We start from the raw sequence: 20,555 nt of genomic DNA on the forward strand, positions 1-20,555 counted from the left end.
ATGCGCCTCACGCCCGCCGCGCCAGCCGCACCCCGGTGAACTGCCACCGCTGGTGCGGATAAAAGAAGTTGCGGTACGTCGCCCGCAGATGCCCCTCGGGCGACACGCACGATCCGCCGCGCAGCACCATCTGGCTGCACATGAACTTGCCGTTGTATTCGCCCACGGCCCCTTCGGCCGGCTCAAAACCCGGGTACGGGCCATAAGGGCTGGCGGTCCATTCCCACACATCACCGAACAGTTGACGCAGGCTGCCTGCCTCGGCGATGCCGTGGTCGGGCAACGGGCGTAGCGCGCCCCGGCCGGCGAAGTTGCCTTGCACGGGTAGGCCTTCTGCGGCGTGCTCCCACTCAGCTTCAGTCGGGAGGCGGGCGCCGGCCCAGCGGGCATAGGCATCGGCCTCGTAAAAGCTGACGTGCGCCACGGGCGCATCCAGATCCACCGGCTGCAAACCGTGCAGCGACATTTGCTGCCAACCTTCGGCTTCGTCCATGCCGGTGCGCCAGTAGAGCGGGGCGTCAACGCCTTCGCTCTGCACCCACGCCCAGCCGTCGGACAGCCACAGGGTGGGCTGCCGATAACCGCCGTCCTGCATGAAGGCAAGCCACTCGCGGTTGGTGACCGGGTGCGTGGCCAATGCATAGGGCTCAAGCCAGACGGTGTGGCGCGGGCCTTCGCAATCAAACGTGAAACCGGTATCGGACTCGGTCTTGCCGATCTGCACGGCGCCGCCCTGGAAGCTCACCCAGCCCGGTTGCGCGGGCGCCGCATGCACGCGCGGCGGCGGTTCTGCATAGGCCGGGCATAGCGGATTCTGCGCAAACAAGTGGAGCAGATCGGTCAGCAGCAGTTCCTGATGCTGCTGCTCGTGATGCAGGCCAAGCGTAATCAAGCGAGCCAGGTCATCCGGTACGCCATCGGCCAGCAAGCACTGCATGGCCGCATCGACATGGGCGCGATAGGCGCGCACCTCATCGAGCGTAGGGCGGGTGAGCATGCCGCGACGCGGGCGTGGGTGCCGCGCACCCACGGTCTCGTAGTACGAATTGAACAGGTAGCGGTAGCGTGCGTCCGGCGAGCGATAGCCCGGCACGTTCGGACCCAGGATGAATTCTTCGAAAAACCACGTCGTGTGGGCCAGATGCCATTTGACGGGGCTGGCGTCGTCCATGGATTGGACGGTGGCATCGGCGTCCGACAACGGCGCGGCCAAGGCCAGGGATTGGGCGCGGACCACGCCGTAGTGTTGCATCAGGGCGGGCAGAGCGATGCTAGGCACATCGAAAACGGGCGATACACGCATGGTGTCTCCAGAGCAGGCAGCGAGAACAGCACAGCAGCAAGTGGGCCATGCCGCTGCGCACGCATTGGCGCACGCCGCTTGCCCATTTTCGTAAGAAGAATATGCGAGCTTTGTAACTTTGCCATGCACAACACCGGCGATGCTGCATTGCGGCGACGGCTGCACTGCAGCATCGATTGTCATGAAATAGTCACTGCGCGCACCTAGGATGTAAACGTTTACAAATTCCGAGGGGCGAGCAGTGGGCAGCAGCATCAAGGACGTAGCGACGCATGCCGGCATTTCGATTGCCACGGTGTCGCGGGCGGTCAATACGCCGGAGCGCGTGAGCGCATCGACGCTGGCCCGTGTGCAGGCCGCCATGGATGCGCTTCACTACCGCCCCAACGCGCTGGGCCGCCAGTTACGCGCCGAGCGCACGGGCTTGCTGGGTGTGGTGCTGCCGTCGCTGGCCAACCCCGTGTTTGCCGAATGCATGCAGGGCATCGAGGAAGCAGCGTCCATCACGGGCCAACGTGTGATGCTCATGACGACTGCGTACGACCGCGAGCGTGAAGCCCGCGCCATCGAAACCATGCTCGAGCAACGTGTCGACGGCCTGATCCTGACCGTGGCCGATGCCGCCGCCAATCCGCACCTCGATCGCCTCGACGCCGAGCACGTGCCTTACGTGCTGGTCTACAACGACACGGTTGGCCAAGCGCGCATTCCTGCCCGCTGCTGCGTCACGGTCGACAACCGGGCGGCCGCACGCGACGCCATTCGCGCGTTGCTCGCGCAGGGGCATCGTCAAATCCGCATGCTCACTGGCACGCTGGCAGCGTCGGACCGTGCGGCGCTGCGCCACGATGGCTACCGCGAAGCGCTGGAAGCGGCCGGCATTGCGCCGCAGCCGCCCGTCGAAATTGATTTCAATGCCGATGCCATGCTGCCCGCCGAGCTGGCCCGCCTGCTGGCCCCGCCGCGCCCGACCGCCATTTTCTGCAGCAACGACCGCCTTGCGCTGCTCACCATCCGCTCGCTGCGCGAGATGGGCCTGCGCGTGCCAGAAGACGTGAGCGTGGTTGGCTTCGATGGCCTGGCGATGGGGCAGTGGCTTTCGCCCACGCTTGCGACGGTGGCGCAGCCGCATCGCCGAATCGGCACCGACGCGGCCATGGCACTGGCTCGCCGCATCACCGGCGAGGTGGTGCCCTCGATTACGTTGCCGCACCGTCTGCTGGCGGGCGGCACGCTGGCCCGTGCGCCGGCTGAAGCGTCTCTCTCCGTTGTTTCTTCCCTCACGTCTGATACGCAAGGAGCGTCTCGATGAAACGTCTCGTTCAATGGCTGCGCGCGTGCGGCCTCGTGGCAGCCGGCGCATTCGCCCTGGCTGCGCCGGTGCAGGCACAGCCGGCCGGCCAGCAAGTCGCCATCTGCTACAACTGCCCGCCCGAATGGGCCGACTGGGCCAGCCAGATCAAGGCCATCAAGGAAAAGACCGGCATCACCGTGCCGTTCGACAACAAGAACTCCGGCCAGGCCATCGCGCAGATGCTGGCCGAGAAGTCGCATCCCGTGGCTGACGTGGCCTACCTGGGCATCACGTCCGCGTATCAGGCCAAGGAGAAAGGCCTGGTCGCGAACTACAAGCCCAAGCATTGGGAAGATATTCCGGCCGGCATGAAAGACCCGGATGGCGCGTTCTTCTCGATCCACTCCGGCACGCTGGGCTTCTTCGTCAACAAAGACGCATTGGAAGGCAAGCCCGTGCCGCGCTCGTGGAAAGACCTGCTCAAGCCCGAATACAAGGGCATGGTCGGCTACCTGGACCCGAGCAGCGCCTTCGTCGGCTACGTGGGCGCCGTGGCGGTCAACCAGGCGCTGGGCGGCACGCTGGACAACTTCGGCCCGGCTATCGAGTGGTTCAAGCAGTTGAAGAAGAACGCACCGATCGTGCCGAAGCAGACCGCCTACGCACGCGTGGTGGCAGGCGAAATCCCCATCCTGCTCGACTATGACTTCAACGCCTACCGCGCCAAGTACAAGGATCACGCCAACGTGGAATTCGTGATCCCGCAGGAAGGCACGATTGCCGTGCCGTACGTGATGAGCCTGACGGCCGGTGCGCCGCATGCCGAGAATGCCAAGAAGGTATTGGATTTCGTGCTGTCGGACGAGGGCCAGACACTGTGGGCCAACGCCTACCTGCGCCCGGTGCGCGCCAGCGCCATGAGCAAGGAAGCCGCCTCGCGCTTCCTGCCGGCCAGCGAATACGCCCGCGCAAAGACGGTCGACTTCAACAAGATGGCGGCCGGCCAGCAGGCGTTTGGCACGCGCTACCTGAACGAGGTCCGCTGAGCATGAGCACCGTCACCCGAACCACCTTGCCCGACGATGCGGTATTGCCCGCACGGTGGCGGGTGGCGTTGCTGGCGCCGGCCGTTGCACTGTTCTGCGCATTCTGGCTGCTGCCGATGGCCGCGTTGCTGCGTGTGAGCGGTAGCGAAGGCCTTGTCGCCACCTACACGGCGGCGGTCACTACACCGCGCTACCTGGGCAGCCTGTTTTCGACGGTGGTGCTGTCGGCAGCGGTCACGCTGGCCACGCTCGTCCTATCGACCATCGCCGGGTTGTTTCTGGTGCGCCACAACGTGCCGGGCAAACGAATGATTACCGCCATGCTGACGTTCCCGCTGGCGTTTCCCGGTGTGGTGGTCGGCTTCATGGTGATTCTGCTGGCCGGACGGCAGGGCCTGCTGGGCGATCTCACACACAAGCTGGTCGGAGAGAAATGGGTCTTCGCTTATTCCATCGGCGGGCTGTTTCTCGGTTACCTGTATTTCTCGATCCCGCGCGTGGTGCTGACGGTCATGGCAGCGGCGGAAAAGCTTGATCGTTCACTGGAAGAAGCGGCGCGCTCGCTGGGCGCGTCGTCGTGGCAGGTGACGCGTGACGTGCTCGTGCCGGGGTTGGCGCCTGCGCTCATCGCCTCGGGGGCGATCTGTTTTGCCACGTCGATGGGCGCGTTCGGCACGGCCTTCACGCTCGCCACCGATATCGACGTTTTGCCGATGACGATCTATACCGAGTTCACGCTCAATGCCGGGATTGCCATGGCGGCCGCGCTGTCGGTTGTGCTGGGCGTGGTGACGTGGCTGGTGCTGGCGATTGCACGCACGGCGGCTGGCGGACAAGCGGGGGCGGCGGCATGAAACGCGCCTTGTCTGCTGCGCAGTGGATCATCACGCTGCTGCTGTGCCTCTTCCTGATCGTGCCCGTCGTGCTCTCGATGGCCGTGGGGCTGACGCGCAACTACATCCGCGGCTTCAAGAGTGGCTGGACGCTCGATTGGGTCGCCCAGGTCTGGGATATGTACCAGGCGTCCATCTGGATGTCGCTGCTGGTGGCGCTGTGCACGCTGGTGATCGTATTGGCGGCGGGCGTGCCGGCAGGCTATGTGCTCGCGCGGCGCCAGAGCCGCGCCAGCCGCCTGATCGAAGAATTCCTGACGCTGCCCGTGGCGCTGCCGGGGCTGGCCACGGCGCTCGGGCTGATCGTGGCGTACGGCGGCTTTGGTGGCTTTCGCGAGAGCTTGTGGTTCATCGTCGTCGGCCACGTGGTGTTCACGCTGCCGTTCATGGTGCGCTCGGTCGCAGCCGTGGCGGCAGGCCAGAACCTGAAGACGCTGGAGGAGGGCGCCGCCAGCCTGGGCGCATCGTTCTGGCAGCGGTTTCGCACCATCGTGCTGCCCAACGTGCAGCCCGGCATCCTGGCTGGCGCGTTGACGGTGGTGACGCTCTCGGTGGGCGAATTCAACCTCACCTGGATGCTGCACACACCAGAAACCAAGACCCTGCCGGTCGGCCTGGCCGATACCTATGCGTCGATGCGCCTGGAGATTGCCAGCGCCTACACGCTGATCTTCTTCGTCATGATCGTGCCGCTGCTGGTGCTGATGCAGCGCTTTGGCGGCCTGCGGGTGAACAACGGAAAGGCTTCCCGATGAGTACCGAACCCCTACACCTCGCCCCCGTGCCGATCCGGCTGCGCGGCTGCGGAAAACACTTTGGCGGCCAGCGCGTGCTGGACTCGATGGACCTCGACATCGCCGCCGGGGAGACCGTCGTGCTGCTCGGCCCGTCGGGCTGCGGCAAGACCACCACGCTGCGCATCGTCGCCGGGCTGGAGGCGCCGGATGCCGGCGGCACCGTGCACTTTGGCGACGAAGACGTCACCGCGCGCCCGATCGAGCGCCGCCGCGTCGGCATGGTGTTCCAGAGCTACGCGCTGTTCCCCAATCTGAGCGTGCGCGGCAACGTGGAATACGGCCTGCGCATCCAGCGCCGGCAGAACGGCTTGTCTGATACGCAGATCAGCGCCCGGGCGAACACGCTGCTGGAGATGATGCATCTCACGCCGTACGCAGACCGCGGCGTGGACCAGCTCTCCGGCGGGCAGCGCCAACGTGTGGCACTGGCGCGCGCGCTGGCGCCCGAGCCACGTGTGCTGCTGCTCGATGAACCGCTCACAGCGCTCGATGCCAAGCTGCGTGAATCCGTGCGCGCAGAGATGGACCGCCTGCTGCGCAGCCTCGGCATCACGACCATCTACGTGACGCACGATCAGGAAGAGGCGATGGCGCTGGCCGATCGCATTGTCGTCATGGAAGCCGGCCGCATTGCGCAGATCGGCACGCCGCGCGAAATCTACTTCCAGCCGGCCAACCGTCACGTGGCGGATTTCATCGGGATCATGAACCGGCTGGACGGCACGCGGCAGGATGACGCATTCGTCTGCGCGGGCGGCCGCGTCCTCGTGCCGGCAGGCGAAGGCAACGCCGTGTTTTTCCGTCCCGAAGATGCCGTGCTGGCTGACCCGGCCCAGGCCGCGCTCAAGGGCACGGTCGAATCGGCGGTGTTTCTCGGCTTCCGCACCCGCGTGCGCGTGGCCGGCGTGTCGGCCATGCCGCTGTTCATCGACGTGCCCGGCCGCCAGCAGTTTGCGCCGGGCCATGCGGTCGGCTTCGATGTTCCGGCAGACCGCCTTCTGACCCTGCAAGCCTGATGCCGATGCATTTCCTGCAACTCACCGATCTTCATATCAAGCGCCCGGGGCGACTGGCGTATCGGCGCGTGGATTCGGCGGCCTATTTGGCGCGCTGCGTGGTGCATATCCTCGCGCAGCCGGAGAAGCCCGACGCCATCGTCCTGACCGGCGATCTTGTGGATGCCGGCGCGCCGGAGGAATATGCCCACCTGCGCGCCGTGCTGGCGCCGCTGGATGCGGCGGGCATCCGCATGCTGCCGGTGCTGGGCAACCACGACGGCCGTGACGCCGCGCGCGAAGCCTTTGCCGATTGGCTCGCGCCCATTCCAGCCTCGGCGCAGGATACGCACGCTTTCCAGTACTGGACAGACATTGGCGACGTGCGCCTGGTCGTGCTCGATACGCTGGACACCGGCCATCCCGGCGGCCGCCTGGGCGTACAGCGCCTTGATTGGCTGGCCGAAGCGCTGGCGCGCGAGACGCAACGCCCGACCGTCATCGCGATGCACCATCCGCCGTTCGCAACGGGCATCGGCCACATGGACGTGCAATCGCTCGCCGAAGAAGACATCCCGGCCTTCGCGCAGATCGTGCGTGCCGCCGGCAATGTCGAGCGCATCATCTGCGGTCATCTGCATCGCTCCATTGACGTGCGCTTTGCGGGCACCGTCGCATCGACATGCCCATCCCCCGCGCACCAAGTGGCGCTGGATCTTGACCCCGACGCGGCGCCCGGTTTCGTGATGGAGCCGCCCGCGTACAAGGTCCACGCCTGGGTGCCGGGCCAAGGCCTGGTGAGCCATCTCGCGTACGTGGGCGAGTTCGACGGGCCGCACCCATTCTTCGAGGCCGATGGCCGGCTGATCGACTAAGCCGCTTCCACGGCGGCGCCTGCCATGCGTGCGACCAGCGCATCGACCTCGTTTTCTGCCGAGGCAATCGATGCGCGCAGCCGGTCGTCTGCAAACTCGTCGTATTCGATGGCCACCGATGCCACATCGCTGATCCCGATGTAGCCGAACGCTGTTGCGACGCCGCCTTCCACGTGGTTCATGTGGGCGATGCGCTGGCCAGGGCAGTAACCGAAATCGCCGCGAGAACTCAGGATGACCAGGCGCTTGTTCATGCCGGCCAGCAACGGCCAATAGGGCTCGCCGGTGCGGCTGCGGTCGAAGCCGAACGTGCGGCCCACGCGCACGATGTTGTCGATGTACGCCTTGAACTGCGCGGGCATGCCGAAGTTGTACATCGGCACGCCAGCCACGATCACGTCGGCGGCAAGCAACTCGTCGATCAGCCCATCGCTTTGCGCAAGGCGGTCGTGCATCCACGGCTCGCGCTGCGCAGGCGGCGTGAACGCGGCGTGCACCCAGGGGCCGTCGACGGGCGAGGGCGGTTCAGCGCCGATGTCGCGATAGACGACCTGCGCGTCGGGCGCATGTTCTAGCCAGCGCCGCACGAAGCGCGCGGAGAGCCGACGCGTGTGGGAGCCATGGCGCGAAGTCTCGGAGGTGCCCGGCCGGGCGCTTGAATCGAGGTGCAACAGGCGGATCGGAGAACTCATTTACGCATCCGTTTTGAGTTGAGTGGAGGTGTGGCCACTCTACGAACCGCGCTGCACCGCGACAAACGAGTTGTTTTGCGTGCCACAGCTGACATGGATTCATCCATGCCGCTCACGCGGGAAAAGCGCCCATGACACAATCCCGCGCATGCGAAAACTGCCACCCCTGAGCGCGCTGCGCGCCTTTGAAGCCACCGCGCGCCACCTCAGCATGAAGCGCGCTGCCGACGAGCTGTCGGTCACGCCCACGGCCGTCAGCCATCAGATCCGCCGCCTGGAAGACGCGCTGGGCGTGACGCTGTTCGAGCGCCACGTGCGGGCGCTGCGCCTGTCAGCCGCCGGCCAGCAGTTGTATCCCGTGCTCAATACCGGCTTTGACGCGTTTGCGCAGGTGATCGATGCCCTTCGTGGCCCGCAAGCGCAACCGACCCGTCAGCGCGTCACACTTACCGCGCCGATGGGGCTTGCCGCGCGCTGGCTGGTGCCGCGGCTGGGTGAATTCGCGACGCAGCATCCGGAGGTGGATCTGCGCATTCATGCGTCCGACACTGTGGTCGACCTGTACGGCGGCAGCGCAGACCTTGCAGTGCGCTATGGCGATACGCCCGCTGCGGCCAACGGGCTCATCAGCGAACATCTTTTTGGCGATGCCTATGCGCCGGTCTGCCATCCGGGCTTGAACGTCCAGTCGCATGACGATCTGGCGCGCGTGCCGCTCATCCACTCCGAATGGCAGCGCACGCTGCCGCAGCCGATTGCCTGGCCGATGTGGGCACGCGCCGCCGGTATCGAGCACAGGCTCAAGACCGACACGGGCATCGTGCTGTCCGACGACGGGCACGCCATGTCGGCGGCAATGGCCGGGCAGGGCGTGATCCTGGCGAATCTGCCGCTGGTGCGCGATGCGCTGGAGAGTGGCGCGCTCGTCCAGCCGTTTGCAGCGCCCGTCATTCAGCGCTATGACTTCTGGGCCGTGGCGCCATCTGCGCGGCTTGAAGACGCCGCCGTGCGCTCTGTGTGGGATTGGCTATGCGCGTGCCGCGAAAACACGGCACGCGTGCATCGCTCAGCGCAATAGCGGCGACGTGGTACGCGCCGGCGCGAACGCTTCGTGCCACGCAGCGGCAAGCTGCAGCAGCGCAAATTCTGACCGCGGCGGGGCAATGACCTGCAAGCCCAGCGGCAGGCCGTCGGTGGTGAAACCCGACGGCAGGCTTGCGGCCGGCACACCCGCCAGCGTGGCGCCAATCACGACTTCCATCCAGCGGTGATACGTGTCCATGGCGCGGCCGGCTACCGTCTTGGGCCAGTGCTCTTCCGCGGGGAAGGGCGCAGCTTGCGTACAAGGCAGGACGAGGAAGTCGTACTGTGCGAACTGCCCCAGCAGCGCCTGATACCAGCTCGCACGCGTGGCAATGGCGCGGTTGATGTCGATGGCGGTGCGGCTGCGTCCGTGCTCGATTTCCCAGATGGCTTCGGGCTTGAGCAAGTCACGCGTGGCTGCGTTGGCGTAGAGGAGCCCCAGGTTGCCGGATACGCTCAGCGCGCGCAGCGTGCACCAGCATTCCCACAACGCATCCATCGCGAAGAAGGGCCGTACGGTTTCGACATGGCAGCCCAGCGTATCGAATGTGTCCAGCGCCTGCTCGTTGACGGCCAGCACTTCGCGGTCGACGGCAAGGTAGCCGCCAAAATCGCCCAGCCACCCAATGCGCGCTTGCCGGAAATCACGGTGCAGCGGCCGCATGAAGCACGCCGGATCGTCACCCAGTGACAGCGGCGCTCGCGGGTCGTAACCGGCCTGCGTGGCGAGCAACCAAGCGAGGTCTTGCGGATTGCGCGCCATTGGGCCTTCGGTGCCCAGTTGTTGGAAGAACACGTCGCCGGTGGGGCCGTAGGGCACGCGCCCGAGGCTTGGGCGCAGGCCGTAGATATGGTTCCAGGCAGCCGGGTTGCGCAGCGAGCCCATCATGTCGCTGCCGTCGGCCACGGGCAGCATGTTCAGCGCCAGCGCAACGGCTGTGCCACCGCTGCTGCCGCCGGCCGAGCGCTCGGGGTTCCAGGCGTTGCGTGTGATGCCGTACACACGGTTGTAGGTGTGCGAGCCGAGGCCGAACTCCGGCGTGTTCGTCTTGCCGATCAGCACGGTGCCCTGGCGGCGGATGCGCTCCACGACGATGCTGTCGTGTGTCGGCACATTGCGCGCCATGGCGAGACTGCCCATCGCCGTCACCATGCCGGCGGCGGCCGCAAGATCCTTCGGCGCTTGCGGAAAGCCATGCATCCAGCCGCCGGACAAGCCCTGCGAGAGCAGCACATCCCGCTCGCGCGCCTGGTCGATGGCGGATTCGGCATCGATGCGGGCCACGACAGCATTCACCACCGGGTTATGGCGATCGATCTGCGCGAGGAACGCTTCCATGACTTCCACGCACGACACGTCGCGCGCGTGGATGCGCCGCGACAGCTCGATCGCGCTCCATTGCACGATCTCTTCGTTGGCGGCCGCGGGTGTGGCTGCCTGGCTGAGGTTGGCTTGCATGGCTTGACTTGAAGTTCACTTCACGCGGTCAGGTAGGTCTGCGCCAGACGCACCCAGGCAGCTGCGCCCAGCGGCAACACTTGGTCGTTGAAATCGTAGCCAGGGTTGTGCACCATGCAGCCGCCGAATTCACCTTCGCCATTGCCGAGGATCAGGTAGCAGCCGGGCACTTCGTTGAGCATCCAAGCAAAGTCTTCGCTGCCGTTGAGCCCCTTGGGCGCCTGCGTGACGACGTTTGCCGCACCCACCAGTTCGGTGCAGACCTGCTGCGCCAGTTGCGTCTCTGCCTCGGTATTGACCATGGGCGGCGTCAATTGACGATAGTCGATCTGCGCCTCGACGCCATGGGCTTGTGCGGTCAGGCTGACGATCTCGCGGATGCGCATTTCCACCAGCGCGCGCGTTTCCGGCCGCGCCGCGCGCACATTCAGACCGATCGTCACCGATTCGGGAATCACGTTGTGCGTTGCACCGCCACGAATGAAACCGACCGATACCACCGCCGTGTCGTCGGGTGCGACGTTGCGTGCGACCACGGTCTGCAGCGCGGTGATGATGGCAGCCGATGCGGCAATCGGGTCACGCGCACGATGCGGCATCGCGCCGTGCCCGCCCATGCCCTTGATGGTGACGTCGGCCACGTCGGAAGACAGGCTCACCGGCCCCGGCAACACGCGGAAGCTACCGGCCGGCACGCCCGGCATGTTGTGCAAGGCATAGACGGCATCGCACGGGAAGCGCTCGAACAGCCCGTCTTCGATCATGGCGCGCGCGCCGCACAGGTTTTCCTCATCAGGCTGGAAGATGAGGTTGAGCGTGCCGTCAAAGTCGCGGCTCTCGGCCAGTGCCTTGGCCGCCGCGAGCAGGATGGCGGTGTGGCCGTCGTGGCCGCACGCGTGCATCTTGCCGTGGTTGCGGCTGGCGTAGGGCAGGCCCGTTGCTTCAACGATGGGCAGGGCGTCCATGTCCGCGCGAATGCCGAGTCGGCGCGTGCCGCTGCCGAGCTTCAGTTGCCCCACCACGCCGCTCTTGCCGATGCCGGTATGCACCTCGTAGCCCCAGCTCTTGAGCAGATCGGCCACCAATGTGCTGGTCGCGCCCACCTCGAAACCGAGTTCAGGCTGCGCGTGGATCTGGCGGCGGATGTTGACGAACGTTTCTGCATCGATATGAACGGGCGGCAGCAGATGCGGCAGCAGTTGGAACGGGGTGAGCGTGGGCGCTTTGGTCATGTCGGGGCTCCGGGGTTGGAGGTTGGAATCGGGTTCAGTGGGCTTCGCGCGCTTCACGCAGGCTCAGCACGGTCAGCAGCGTGATGGCACTGCACGCCATCATGTAAAAGGCAGGGGAGAGCGGATTGCCGGTGCGGGCCAGCAGCCAGGTCACGACAAACTGGCACGAACCACCAAACACCGTGACACCAATCGCGTAGATGACCGACAGGCCGCTGGCACGCACCTTGATGGGCAGCAGCTCCATCATCATGAGCAGCATCGGCGTGGTGCCCAGGTACAGCGTGCCGGTGAGCAACGCCGACAGCGCGAGCACCAGCGGCACGCTCGGGTAATGCGTCATCAGCCAGAAGGCCGGATAGAGCGCCACCACCGTGACCAGCGTTGCGCCCACCACCAGCGGCTTGCGGCGCGGCAGGCGATCCGCAAGCCAACCCGAGAGCAGCGATGCGCCAAAGCTGGTCACCCCCGTCACACAACCGGCAAGCAGCGACAGCGAGGGCGGCAGATGCAGCTCGCGGATCATGTAGGTCGGCATGAAATAGATGACCAGATACGTGCCGACCGTCCCGCCGATGATCGTGAGCACGCCCTTGATGACGAGCCCGCCGTGATCGCGGAACAAGGTGCCGAGCGGGCTCGGTGCATGCGCCTCGGCGGTATGCGTTTCATCGAGGTGCGAGCGGATATACAGGCCCACCGGCGCAATCAGCAGGCCGAGGAAGAACGGCACACGCCAGCCCCAGCTCTGCAGCGCTTCCGGCGACAGGCTGCCGTACAGAATGGCCGCGGTCAGTGCGCCGCACAGGGCTGCAAGGCCCTGGCTGCCCAGCTGCCAGCTCACGCGAAAGCCACGCCCGCGAATACCGCCGGATTCCATCAGCATCGCAGTCGACGCACCGATTTCTCCGCCCAGCGAGAAACCCTGCAGCAGCCGCCCGGCCAGAATGACCAGCGGGCCGAGCAGGCCTGCAGTGGCGTACGTAGGCGCCACCGCCAGGCACAGCGTGCCGATGACCATCAGCCCGATCGTCAGCGTCATCGCGGCCTTGCGCCCGTGGCGGTCTGCGTAGTTGCCGATCACGAAGCCGCCCAGCGGCCGCATCACAAAGCCGATACCGAACGTTGCCACCGCCAGCAGCAGCGAGCCATACGCGCTGTCGGACGGAAAGAACAGCTTGCCGATCATCAGCGCGAAGAAGCTGTAGACCGTGAAGTCATACATCTCCAGCGCATTGCCGATCGAGCACGCGGCAATCAGTCGTGCCTGGCCGACAGGCTTGGACACAGCAGCGACCGAGGCGGGCAAGGGCGGCTGCAGGGTGGCGTCATTCATGAGGGTCTCCATCCGGGGTATTGGCGAGAGGGCTTCTATGAACCCTTGGCGCTTGCAGTATTCCGCCAAGCCGCAGTCGGAAAAAATCGTAAATATTCATCTCGATAACCAAATAGAATCACCGTCATAACCGGCGTGTATCCGCTATCGGGGAAAGCTCGCGAATCCTGGGGCGGAATCGGGTGACGCGCCGAGTGCCGGGCAGTGCGCCCAACAATGGGGAGGAGCCACGTGAAGCTGCACCAGTTGCGCATCCTGCTTGCCGTGGCACAGCACGGCAGCATCCACGAGGCTTCGCGCGGGCTGCATATTTCTCAGCCCGCGTTATCCAAGGCGATTGCGGAGCTGGAACGGGAGCTTGGCGTCACGCTGCTGTCGCGCTCGGTGCGCGGCGTGAGCCTGACGGCGTATGGGATGGCGCTCGTCAAACGGGCCAGCGTGGTCGAGCAGGAGTTGCGTCACGCGCTGGAAGACATCGAATCCATCCGCGGGCATGCGGAGGCCGAACTCAACATCGGCTTTACCGCCGTGGCGTCGAGCGGACCGCTGCCGGACGCGATGGCGGCACTGCGCAAGCGGTTTCCCAACGTCGCGCTACGCGGCTTCGAGCAACGTCCGCAGCAGATTCTGGAAGGGCTGCGCGAAGGGCGGCTCGATATCGGACTGATCTCCAGCAACAGCGGCCCCGGCACGGGGAGTTTTCAGTGGGAGCCGCTGTTTTCGGTGCCGATGCGCCTGGCGGTGCGCCCGGGCCATCCGCTGCGCCGCGTACGCAGGCTGCGCCCGCTGCTGGATGCCGACTGGCTCGTGCTCGACCCATTGGAAGACCCGGGCAGCCCGATGGCCAGCCTGATGCGGCTGCACCGCCTCGAAATACCCCGCCGGATCGTGCAAAGCGCATCGAATCTGCTAGGGCTGCAACTGGCCACAAAGACGGACGTCGTCAGCATGTGGTCGGAATTCGTCTTCAGCGGCACCGGCGGGCCGCTGCGCATGGTTCCCGGCTCGCTCGAAGTCTTGCCGATGGAAGACGAACTGCCGGATTTCAATGTCTACATGGTCTACCGTTCGGCCGACCTGATGACGCATGTGTGTGCGGAATTCAGCAAGGAGATCCGGCACGCGGCGCAGGGCTATCGCCATCGTTGAACATCACGCGTCAAGTTCGGCGCCTTCCGTGCGCATGGCCCCTGGCGGGCGCCCGACCACCCGCTTGAAGGCGCGGCTGAACGCAGCGAGAGACCCATAGCCGAGCCGGTATGCGACGGCTTCAATTGCCTCGCGGTCACGCGTGATCCATTGCGCGGCGAGTCGCATCCGCAGCTCGGTCAGATAGCGTACGGGCGTCATTCCGGTGGCTGCGAGGAAGCGCTCGGCAAATACCGAACGCGAAACGCCCGCTTGCGCCGCCAGCTCGGCAACGCTCCAGTTGCGGCCCGGGTCTCGATGCAGCGCGACGATCGCGCGACCGAGTTTCGGCTCGCGCAGCGCCTGCACCCAGCCCGTCGCGTCGCCGCAGCCGCATTCCACCCAGCCGCGCACGATGAAAGCGGCCACTACGTCTGCCAGTCGCGCCAGGATGCCCGCAAAACCTGCGCGCTCCGAGCACGATTCACGTTCCATCGCATCAAGCATCGGGCGGATTTCCGGATAGCGCGCGAGCAGGGTGCCGACGTGCATGAACTCGGGCATGGTGCCCACTAGGGGCTGCATGCCGCCCAGATCCAACTCCATGCAGGCGCTGAAAATGAGCGCATCCCCTGGCGCCGATTCCGTACCGGCGCCAACCGACGCCACCGTGTCGCAGATCTTCGCGGCTTCAAAGCCGGCGATCTCGCGGCACGGCACATCCGGATCGGACAACAACGCATGCGGCGTGCCCTGTGGCAGCAGCACAGCATCGCCAGCCTCAAGCTGCATCGTTGCGCCCGACGCGTCGCGCAGCAGCACCGGCCCGCGCCCAACAAAGTGGAATTGCGCACGGCCTGGCGCCTCGCCAAAGCTCAACCCGAAGGGCCGGGCTACGTGGATACGGCGGTACTGGACGCCACTCAGCCGCATGCCCAGCAGCAACTCGCTGACAAGGTCGTGCACGTCGGGCAAGGCAGATGGCAGAGAAGAGGGCATCCCAAAATCCGGACGATTGATCAACAAGACCGGATTGTATGCCATAGACCGTCCGGCGATGGGGCCCTACCATGCGGCCTTATTGGTATTTCCCCTGATCTTTTTCTACGGACCGACGCATGAATCCCGGAATCTCCACGGCCGCCTCAATCGCGGCTCCGCGTGAACCCGCCTGGGGCGCTGTCTTTGCGATGGCGCTGGGCGTGTTCGGGCTCGTCACGGCCGAATTCCTGCCCGCAAGCCTGCTGACGCCCATGGCGGAAAACCTCGGCGTGACCGAGGGCGTGGCAGGACAGGCCGTCACGGCCACCGCAACGGTTGCGCTCGTCACCAGCTTGCTGACCGCCGCTGTCACGCGCTCCATCGACCGGCGGCGCGTGCTGCTCGCATTCTCGGTGCTGCTCGTGGCATCCAACCTTGCGGTGGCGTTCGCGACCAACCTGACGACGATTCTGATCGGCCGCGTGGTGCTTGGCATTGCGCTGGGCGGCTTCTGGACCATGGCCACCGCCACCGCAATGCGGCTCGTGCCTGCCGCGATGGTGCCGCGGGCGCTGTCGATCATCTTCAGCGGCGTGGCCGTCGCCACGATCGCCGCCGCGCCGCTGGGCAGCTACTTCGGCCACCTGATCGGCTGGCGCAATGTGTTCCTGGCCGCAGCAGGGCTGGGCGTGATTGCGTTCGTGTCGCAGGTCGCGACATTGCCGTCGATGGCGCCAAGCGGCACGACGCGCCTGCGCACATTGATCGACGTGCTGCGTCGCCCGAGCGTCGGCATCGGGATGTTTGCCACGATCCTGGTGTTCACCGGTCACTTTGCGTTCTTCACGTACCTTCGGCCATTCCTCGAACAGGTTGCAGGCGTTGGCGTAAACGGCCTGTCAGCGATCCTGTTGGGCTACGGCATTGCCAACTTCGTTGGCACATCGCTCGCCGGCCGTGTGCTGGAACACCGGTTGCGGCCAATGCTGATCGCCATGCCCGCGCTGATGGTGGTGCTCAGCATCGCACTTGTTGCGCTGGGCCGTGCGCCGGTCTTCGATGCCGTGCTCATCGCGCTGTGGGGCATGGCGTTTGGCGGCGTGCCGGTGGCGTGGTCGACATGGGTCACGCGCACCGTGCCTGATGAAGCCGAAAGCGCGGGTGGCCTGATCGTCGCGGCTGTGCAGCTTGCAATTGCAACCGGTGCGGCAGCGGGCGGCGTGGTGTTCGACGCGAACGGCGCGGTGGGTGTGTTCATTGGCGCCGCCGTGGTGCTGGCCGTTGCCGTCGCGACGATCGTGACGGGCGTGCCCAAGCGCCTGGAGATGGTGCCGGCAATGGCTGAGTGACGGAGCAAGATGCGCGCTGCTGGGCTGGGCTGGTCGGGTGTGGGTTGGGTCCAACCTCAAAGCGCGCACCTTTATTTCTCATAATTTGCATTATGTTAAATAGATGGTCGACCGGCATCCACCGGTCTCGCCTCACACCTCTTAAGCCTTCTTCAAAAACTCCGGCTTGAGCAGATAGCTCACGCCATCGATCTTGCAATCGATCGGATGGTCACCCGGGACCAGCCGGATGTTCTTCACCTTGGTGCCCGCCTTGAGCGTGCCAGAACCACCCTTGAGCTTCAGATCCTTGATCAGGAGCGCTGCGTCGCCGGTACGCAGCGGGTTCCCGTTGCTGTCCTTGATCTCCGGTTCGGCCTCCACTTCGGCTGCGGGCTCCCGAGGGTCCCATTCGTGGGCGCAATCCGGGCAGATCATCATTTCGCCGTCCTGGTAGGTATTCTCAGAGGCACATTGAGGACAGGCGGGAATCGTGGACATATCGAGTGGCATGAAGCGGCTGAATTGGGGCCCGCACTATACCAGCCGGAACCTCCCGAATGGCTTGACCATTGTCACGCCGATATGCGCCGCGCCAGCAAGAAAACGGGCCCCGCCGCCAACCGGGGCCCGTTTCCATCTCGCTCTTGAGGGCGTCCGTTGCGACGCCCTGAAAGCTGCCGTGCTCAGTTGCCGAACAGGCTCTCCAGCACGCTGATCGTCGTTGAAAGGGTCGCGGAAACCGTCCCCGTTTTCCCTGCGTCGATCGCCAGCGCCACATCGCCCGTGGAGGCAAAGGATGCGCTCGCCTGATCCTCCGTGGTGGCGAACGCCACGGAGCCGGCGCTCGGTACGCCCGAGGCGCCCACGACCAACGGCGACGTCGTAGTCAGCAGAAGGTTTTCGTTGCCCGAGGCCGTCGTGAAATTCAGGTTGCCGGAAAGCTTCACCTCATCGGTAAAGGTCAGCAGCGAAAGCGCATCATCCAGACGCCAGCCTGCCAGCCTGATGGAATCCTGGACGCCATTGATGTTGCGGTTCACGGTTGCGTCATTGGACGTCGCAATGTATTTCAGCGTGCTGTCGGGCTGCGGAATCGATTTGGAAATCGTCATCGTTCCATTGAATGTCATTGAAGCGGTACCTGCCTGCGCACCGAGATTATTGGCGGTGACGGCCGCGACAAACGAAAAATCCTGCAGGTTTGCTGTCGGGCCCGACGCCGCATTGATGACAAATGACATTCCGCCATTGAGCGTCGTCAATAACGTTGCGCCGGCAAGTTCAACGTTCTCCTGGCAATTCGCAAACGTCATGCTGGCGGTATCGCCTGCCGAGATGCTGTTCGAACCATCACGATCGTTGAATGTAATGGATGCGGTGCCTCCGCCCGTGCAGTTGGACGATAAGGTTCCGGGGCCCGCCTGGCTGCCCGCAGCGATGACGGAGAAAAGGCTGATCGCGTAGAGGCTATATGTATCGCGAGAACCAAAGTACGTATAGGCGGCAGCGGTTCGCGCGTTCAGGTAACCGTTGGCAGGGTCCGCCAGCCGGATGGAGGAAGGTTGCTGCGGCACGGGGAGTACGGCACCGCCTTCATCATCGCCGCCCCCGCACGCGGCCAAAGCCGCTGCCATTGCCGTGATCAGCGTTGTCTGCAGCAATGTCTTCATGGCGAACTCCTTATTCTTTTCACGAAGATTCAACAACCTATGCCAGAGACATCAGCTTATGCAGCGTGGTTTTCATTGCGTTTGATGATTAAAACTTCATTGATCCACCGCAACACAAAATTCAACCGAAAATAATCTGCCAAAGCAGAATCTGCTTACACTTTCAATTCAATCCATTCATTGAATATCCGACTTTCTTTCGCTTGACCGCCCTCACCTCTGCGCGTCATTGCCATCGCTTTTTCGCGGACATCCCGCCCGTTCGATTCGTGGGCAATCCGTCAAGTGCGCGACAGGCACCGGTCTTCGTTCTATGATCCAGCCTTCAACGACCGTTGCTGAACAGGAGAAGCCCATGGGCGAAGCCAAACGACGCGGCACGCAAGCCGAACGCATGTCCCAGGCGCAGAGCCGACTGGACGCCTTGCGCCCCGAAAAGCTGGTCTGCGGGGCCTGCAAGACCGCCTTTACCGAATTCGAAGGGATGGAACCGCGCGACATGCCTGGCATCCACGCCATCTTCGGCGGCGAATGCCCGAACTGCGGCGAGAGCGTGATCTCGTTCAACGGCGAGCCGGAAGCCGTGGCCGCCGCCATGCTCGCGTATCAAGACGCCATGGAAGACGCCAAGCTCGGCGCGCAGACGCAGGAGGGCAAACACATGCCCTACGTCGACGAAGACGACAAGCCCACGCAACACTGAAGCCGCCATGCAGAGCACCCCGACGCGACGCTACCGCCACTACAAGGGCGGCGAATACGAATGGCTGTGCGAGGCCACGTACGAGCCCGATCCTGCCATCAAGATGACGGTCTATCGCGCCGCCAACGGCACGATCTGGACGCGCCCGTCAACAATGTTCCATGAAATGGTTGAAGTCGACGGCCGGCAGGTGCCGCGCTTTGCGCTGATCGACTGAATGCCGACCGAAACCTTCTCCTTGCGAGCGGGCCTGCGGGCCCGTTTTACGTATTGGCGCGACCGCACCGGCGCTTGGGCCGCGCGCCATGGCCAATTGGCTGCGGGGCTGCACGAGTTTGTCGTCTTCGGCATCAAGCAGGCGTGGGCATGCCTGTTCGGCGGGTTGATGGTCGCGCTGCTGATCGGCACGCATTTCTGGTATCCGGCCGACGCGCCGATTGCCCGCTACGACGCTCTGACGATTGCCGCGGTCATCATTCAGATTGCCTTGCTCTGGCTGAAGCTGGAGACGTGGGACGAAGCCAAAGTGATCTTGATGTTCCATGTGGCCGGTACGGGCATGGAGGTGTTCAAGACTGCAGTCGGTTCGTGGATTTATCCCGAGGCGTCGGTGCTGCGCATCGGCGGCGTGCCGCTGTTCACGGGCTTCATGTACGCCTCTGTGGGGAGCTATATCGCGCGGGCGTGGCGCGAATTCGACCTGTGCTTCTCGCAGCACCCGCCGTTGGCCGTGACGGCCCTGCTCTCTCTGGGCATCTACGCGAATTTCTTCCTGCACCACTATTGGTGGGATCTGCGCTACGTGCTGATGGCGCTGATTGCGGTTGCATTCCGGCGCTGCTGGATCCACTTCCGCATTGATCGCGTCCACCGGCGCATGCCGTTTCTGCTCGGCTTTACGCTGGTAGCGCTCTTCATCTGGCTCGCGGAAAACATCGGCACGTTCACGCGCACGTGGCTCTATCCGAACCAGTTGCAGGGCTGGGAAATGGTGTCCATAGCCAAGCTCGGCGCCTGGTTCCTCCTGACCATCATGAGCTACGTGATGGTCACGCTGGTCAACCCGCCGCGGCCCGTTTCTGACGCTTGAACCAGGCATGCTCGCCCGGCGCCCAGTCGCGGAGTTCGAAGGTGATGCGCACGCGGCGCGAGAGCTGCAGGTAGACGCCGCACGTGAACGTCAGCGCCACCGCCACGGCGGCGCCGTCGATAAAGGTGGTGCGCGCTCCTGGAATGCCGCCCGCCATCAACATGAGCCCGATCAGCGGCGGCAGCAGCGCCATGTGCGCGAGCATGGCCGGCCGGAAAGCGCTGTCGTGCGTGGTAGCCAGTACCAAGACCGTCACGCAGGAGATCAGATAAAGCAGCGTGGTCAGGTTGATCGCCCCGCTGCCCGGCGCGTTGGCATCAAACAGATCGGCCCCGGCCAGTTGCAGCGCATCCATCGACACCCCTTGCCAGAACACCCACGTTGGCCCGGCGATGGCAATGGCCAGTACCCACGGCAGCCATCCGGCAATGCCGTACAGCGGATGTTGTCCCGCTGCGATCGGGTCGATATCGACCCAGCGATGCGTCAGCATGATGCACCCCCAACAATGCGCGCCCGTTCTGGTGACGGTTGCTTTCGGCAAGCGCCGGCGGCGTCTGCCTCCCCTGCTTTCTAGCTTAGGTCGCTGCGCAAAGCTCGCAATGCGGGAGGAACCCTGAGCGCACAATCGAATTGCGCTGCCTCAA

At 64.8% G+C, this 20,555-nt stretch carries 21 protein-coding genes; 12 read left to right on the top strand and 9 right to left on the bottom strand.

The window, feature by feature from the left end:
- Positions 1 to 7 precede the first annotated feature (7 nt).
- Positions 8 to 1,303 (bottom strand): ergothioneine biosynthesis protein EgtB, encoded by a 1,296-nt coding sequence (gene egtB / locus DOD19_RS07105; RefSeq protein ID WP_112184840.1) that lies wholly within the window; start codon positions 1,301 to 1,303, stop codon positions 8 to 10.
- 241 nt (positions 1,304 to 1,544) lie between these two features.
- Here egtB and DOD19_RS07110 point away from each other — a divergent pair, with 241 nt between their 5' ends.
- The 6 genes from DOD19_RS07110 to DOD19_RS07135 are packed head-to-tail and all read left to right on the top strand — an operon-like array spanning position 1,545 to position 7,203.
- Positions 1,545 to 2,615: a LacI family DNA-binding transcriptional regulator gene (locus DOD19_RS07110; RefSeq protein ID WP_112184842.1), complete on the top strand. Its 1,071-nt coding sequence runs from the start codon at positions 1,545 to 1,547 to the stop codon at positions 2,613 to 2,615.
- Positions 2,612 to 3,643 carry an ABC transporter substrate-binding protein gene (locus DOD19_RS07115; RefSeq protein WP_024975671.1) on the top strand — a complete coding sequence of 344 codons (1,032 nt, stop codon included), beginning with the start codon at positions 2,612 to 2,614 and terminating at the stop codon, positions 3,641 to 3,643. The genes DOD19_RS07110 and DOD19_RS07115 overlap by 4 nt, the downstream gene beginning before the upstream one ends.
- Positions 3,644 to 3,645: 2 nt before the next feature.
- Complete coding sequence (locus DOD19_RS07120) at positions 3,646 to 4,497, top strand: ABC transporter permease (RefSeq protein ID WP_112184844.1); 852 nt, start codon at positions 3,646 to 3,648, stop codon at positions 4,495 to 4,497.
- A complete protein-coding gene (locus DOD19_RS07125) occupies positions 4,494 to 5,291 on the top strand; it encodes an ABC transporter permease (RefSeq protein ID WP_024975673.1) in 798 nt (265 codons plus the stop codon). The genes DOD19_RS07120 and DOD19_RS07125 overlap by 4 nt, the downstream gene beginning before the upstream one ends.
- Entirely contained in the window at positions 5,288 to 6,349 is a 1,062-nt protein-coding gene (locus DOD19_RS07130; protein ID WP_112184846.1) for an ABC transporter ATP-binding protein, read from the top strand. Before DOD19_RS07125 ends, DOD19_RS07130 begins: the two co-directional genes overlap by 4 nt.
- Before the next feature lie 5 nt (positions 6,350 to 6,354).
- On the top strand, positions 6,355 to 7,203 hold the full coding sequence (locus tag DOD19_RS07135) for a phosphodiesterase (protein WP_112184929.1): 849 nt from the start codon (positions 6,355 to 6,357) through the stop codon (positions 7,201 to 7,203).
- On the opposite strand, the gene DOD19_RS07140 is transcribed toward DOD19_RS07135, so the two are convergent.
- Positions 7,200 to 7,895, bottom strand: coding sequence for an NAD(P)H-dependent oxidoreductase (locus tag DOD19_RS07140; protein WP_112184848.1), 696 nt, complete (start codon positions 7,893 to 7,895; stop codon positions 7,200 to 7,202). The two genes, DOD19_RS07135 and DOD19_RS07140, sit on opposite strands and share 4 nt — an antisense overlap.
- A 148-nt stretch (positions 7,896 to 8,043) precedes the next feature.
- Here DOD19_RS07140 and DOD19_RS07145 point away from each other — a divergent pair, with 148 nt between their 5' ends.
- A complete protein-coding gene (locus DOD19_RS07145) occupies positions 8,044 to 8,973 on the top strand; it encodes a LysR substrate-binding domain-containing protein (RefSeq protein ID WP_112184850.1) in 930 nt (309 codons plus the stop codon).
- Here DOD19_RS07145 and DOD19_RS07150 read toward each other — a convergent pair.
- The 3 genes from DOD19_RS07150 to DOD19_RS07160 are packed head-to-tail and all read right to left on the bottom strand — an operon-like array spanning position 8,962 to position 13,005.
- Complete coding sequence (locus DOD19_RS07150; RefSeq protein ID WP_112184852.1) at positions 8,962 to 10,437, bottom strand: amidase; 1,476 nt, start codon at positions 10,435 to 10,437, stop codon at positions 8,962 to 8,964. The genes DOD19_RS07145 and DOD19_RS07150 overlap by 12 nt on opposite strands.
- Before the next feature lie 20 nt (positions 10,438 to 10,457).
- Positions 10,458 to 11,669 carry a M20 aminoacylase family protein gene (locus DOD19_RS07155; protein WP_112184854.1) on the bottom strand — a complete coding sequence of 404 codons (1,212 nt, stop codon included), beginning with the start codon at positions 11,667 to 11,669 and terminating at the stop codon, positions 10,458 to 10,460.
- Positions 11,670 to 11,703: 34 nt separating this feature from the next.
- Positions 11,704 to 13,005, bottom strand: a complete 1,302-nt coding sequence (locus DOD19_RS07160) for an MFS transporter (RefSeq protein ID WP_112184856.1) — start codon at positions 13,003 to 13,005, stop codon at positions 11,704 to 11,706.
- A 231-nt stretch (positions 13,006 to 13,236) separates the two neighbouring features.
- Between DOD19_RS07160 and DOD19_RS07165 the strand changes: the two genes are divergently transcribed.
- Positions 13,237 to 14,154: a LysR family transcriptional regulator gene (locus tag DOD19_RS07165; protein WP_204360042.1), complete on the top strand. Its 918-nt coding sequence runs from the start codon at positions 13,237 to 13,239 to the stop codon at positions 14,152 to 14,154.
- Positions 14,155 to 14,157: 3 nt separating this feature from the next.
- On the opposite strand, the gene DOD19_RS07170 is transcribed toward DOD19_RS07165, so the two are convergent.
- Complete coding sequence (locus DOD19_RS07170; protein ID WP_051541445.1) at positions 14,158 to 15,177, bottom strand: AraC family transcriptional regulator; 1,020 nt, start codon at positions 15,175 to 15,177, stop codon at positions 14,158 to 14,160.
- Between the two features lie 74 nt (positions 15,178 to 15,251).
- On the opposite strand from DOD19_RS07170, the gene DOD19_RS07175 reads away from it, so the two are divergent.
- Positions 15,252 to 16,463 (top strand): MFS transporter, encoded by a 1,212-nt coding sequence (locus DOD19_RS07175; protein WP_112184860.1) that lies wholly within the window; start codon positions 15,252 to 15,254, stop codon positions 16,461 to 16,463.
- Between the two features lie 141 nt (positions 16,464 to 16,604).
- On the opposite strand, the gene DOD19_RS07180 is transcribed toward DOD19_RS07175, so the two are convergent.
- Both DOD19_RS07180 and DOD19_RS07185 read right to left on the bottom strand, forming a co-directional pair.
- Positions 16,605 to 16,943 (bottom strand): zinc ribbon domain-containing protein YjdM, encoded by a 339-nt coding sequence (locus DOD19_RS07180; protein ID WP_024975684.1) that lies wholly within the window; start codon positions 16,941 to 16,943, stop codon positions 16,605 to 16,607.
- 185 nt (positions 16,944 to 17,128) lie between these two features.
- Positions 17,129 to 18,115, bottom strand: coding sequence for a hypothetical protein (locus DOD19_RS07185; protein ID WP_112184862.1), 987 nt, complete (start codon positions 18,113 to 18,115; stop codon positions 17,129 to 17,131).
- Between the two features lie 355 nt (positions 18,116 to 18,470).
- Between DOD19_RS07185 and DOD19_RS07190 the strand changes: the two genes are divergently transcribed.
- The 3 genes from DOD19_RS07190 to DOD19_RS07200 are packed head-to-tail and all read left to right on the top strand — an operon-like array spanning position 18,471 to position 19,908.
- Positions 18,471 to 18,818, top strand: a complete 348-nt coding sequence (locus DOD19_RS07190; RefSeq protein WP_024975686.1) for a hypothetical protein — start codon at positions 18,471 to 18,473, stop codon at positions 18,816 to 18,818.
- Between the two features lie 7 nt (positions 18,819 to 18,825).
- Positions 18,826 to 19,035 carry a DUF1653 domain-containing protein gene (locus DOD19_RS07195; RefSeq protein WP_024975687.1) on the top strand — a complete coding sequence of 70 codons (210 nt, stop codon included), beginning with the start codon at positions 18,826 to 18,828 and terminating at the stop codon, positions 19,033 to 19,035.
- Complete coding sequence (locus DOD19_RS07200; protein WP_112184864.1) at positions 19,036 to 19,908, top strand: DUF817 domain-containing protein; 873 nt, start codon at positions 19,036 to 19,038, stop codon at positions 19,906 to 19,908. It begins immediately after the preceding gene.
- On the opposite strand, the gene DOD19_RS07205 is transcribed toward DOD19_RS07200, so the two are convergent.
- A complete protein-coding gene (locus tag DOD19_RS07205; RefSeq protein ID WP_112184866.1) occupies positions 19,877 to 20,401 on the bottom strand; it encodes a hypothetical protein in 525 nt (174 codons plus the stop codon). The two genes, DOD19_RS07200 and DOD19_RS07205, sit on opposite strands and share 32 nt — an antisense overlap.
- Positions 20,402 to 20,555 lie beyond the last annotated feature (154 nt).

It is taken from the genome of Ralstonia sp. GX3-BWBA (assembly GCF_003290055.1).
GTDB lineage: Bacteria > Pseudomonadota > Gammaproteobacteria > Burkholderiales > Burkholderiaceae > Ralstonia > Ralstonia holmesii.

Bases quoted from the DNA above. Each gene is read 5' to 3' on its own strand.
- DOD19_RS07175 (WP_112184860.1), top strand. From the start codon at position 15,252: ATGAATCCCGGAATCTCCACGGCCGCCTCAATCGCGGCTCCGCGTGAA.
- DOD19_RS07185 (WP_112184862.1), bottom strand. From the start codon at position 18,115: ATGAAGACATTGCTGCAGACAACGCTGATCACGGCAATGGCAGCGGCT.
- DOD19_RS07160 (WP_112184856.1), bottom strand. From the start codon at position 13,005: ATGAATGACGCCACCCTGCAGCCGCCCTTGCCCGCCTCGGTCGCTGCT.
- DOD19_RS07180 (WP_024975684.1), bottom strand. From the start codon at position 16,943: ATGTCCACGATTCCCGCCTGTCCTCAATGTGCCTCTGAGAATACCTAC.
- DOD19_RS07135 (WP_112184929.1), top strand. From the start codon at position 6,355: ATGCATTTCCTGCAACTCACCGATCTTCATATCAAGCGCCCGGGGCGA.
- DOD19_RS07150 (WP_112184852.1), bottom strand. From the start codon at position 10,437: ATGCAAGCCAACCTCAGCCAGGCAGCCACACCCGCGGCCGCCAACGAA.
- DOD19_RS07145 (WP_112184850.1), top strand. From the start codon at position 8,044: ATGCGAAAACTGCCACCCCTGAGCGCGCTGCGCGCCTTTGAAGCCACC.
- DOD19_RS07195 (WP_024975687.1), top strand. From the start codon at position 18,826: ATGCAGAGCACCCCGACGCGACGCTACCGCCACTACAAGGGCGGCGAA.
- DOD19_RS07200 (WP_112184864.1), top strand. From the start codon at position 19,036: ATGCCGACCGAAACCTTCTCCTTGCGAGCGGGCCTGCGGGCCCGTTTT.
- DOD19_RS07170 (WP_051541445.1), bottom strand. From the start codon at position 15,177: ATGGCATACAATCCGGTCTTGTTGATCAATCGTCCGGATTTTGGGATG.
- DOD19_RS07140 (WP_112184848.1), bottom strand. From the start codon at position 7,895: ATGAGTTCTCCGATCCGCCTGTTGCACCTCGATTCAAGCGCCCGGCCG.
- DOD19_RS07205 (WP_112184866.1), bottom strand. From the start codon at position 20,401: ATGCTGACGCATCGCTGGGTCGATATCGACCCGATCGCAGCGGGACAA.
- egtB (WP_112184840.1), bottom strand. From the start codon at position 1,303: ATGCGTGTATCGCCCGTTTTCGATGTGCCTAGCATCGCTCTGCCCGCC.
- DOD19_RS07115 (WP_024975671.1), top strand. From the start codon at position 2,612: ATGAAACGTCTCGTTCAATGGCTGCGCGCGTGCGGCCTCGTGGCAGCC.
- DOD19_RS07155 (WP_112184854.1), bottom strand. From the start codon at position 11,669: ATGACCAAAGCGCCCACGCTCACCCCGTTCCAACTGCTGCCGCATCTG.
- DOD19_RS07130 (WP_112184846.1), top strand. From the start codon at position 5,288: ATGAGTACCGAACCCCTACACCTCGCCCCCGTGCCGATCCGGCTGCGC.
- DOD19_RS07120 (WP_112184844.1), top strand. From the start codon at position 3,646: ATGAGCACCGTCACCCGAACCACCTTGCCCGACGATGCGGTATTGCCC.
- DOD19_RS07125 (WP_024975673.1), top strand. From the start codon at position 4,494: ATGAAACGCGCCTTGTCTGCTGCGCAGTGGATCATCACGCTGCTGCTG.
- DOD19_RS07190 (WP_024975686.1), top strand. From the start codon at position 18,471: ATGGGCGAAGCCAAACGACGCGGCACGCAAGCCGAACGCATGTCCCAG.